The 588-nt window shown below is 65.5% G+C and carries 1 pseudogene; it reads left to right on the forward strand.

From position 1 onward, the window contains the following. Positions 1 to 19 precede the first annotated feature (19 nt). A pseudogene (locus tag PUR61_RS13375) lies at positions 20 to 588 on the forward strand (hypothetical protein); the annotation flags it as partial.

Consider the following 588-nt stretch of genomic DNA (forward strand, 5'->3'; position numbering starts at 1 on the left):
GAACGCGACGGTGTGCTCCATGTCGCCGATTCCGGCGGGTTGGGTGATCACGAGTTCGTACGGCAGCGGTGGCTGTGTGGGCACCGGTTACGCGTACTCGATCGCCAAGATCACCACGCAGACCTACGCCACCGTGTGCTCCTTCTCGCCCATCCCGGCGGGTTGGGTGATCACGAGTTCGTACAGCAGCGGCGGGTGCGCGGGCACCGGTTACGCGTACTCGATCGCCAATGTCGCCAACCAGACGAACGCGACGGTGTGTTCGATGTCGCCGATTCCGGCGGGTTGGGTGATCACGAGTTCGTACAGCAGTGGCGGGTGCGCGGGCACCGGCTATGCGTACTCGATCGCCAATGTCGCCAACCAGACGAACGCGACGGTGTGTTCGATGTCGCCGATTCCGGCGGGTTGGGTGATCACGAGTTCGTACAGCAGCGGCGGGTGCGCGGGCACCGGTTACGCGTACTCGATCGCCAAGATCACCACGCAGACCTACGCCACCGTGTGCTCGTTCTCGCCGATCCCGGCGGGTTGGGTCGTCTCCGGCTCCGTCAGCACCAGCGGCTGCGCCGGCAGCGGCATCGCCTA

The sequence above is a fragment of the Streptomyces sp. BE20 genome (genome assembly GCF_036322525.1).
Lineage (GTDB): Bacteria > Actinomycetota > Actinomycetes > Streptomycetales > Streptomycetaceae > Kitasatospora.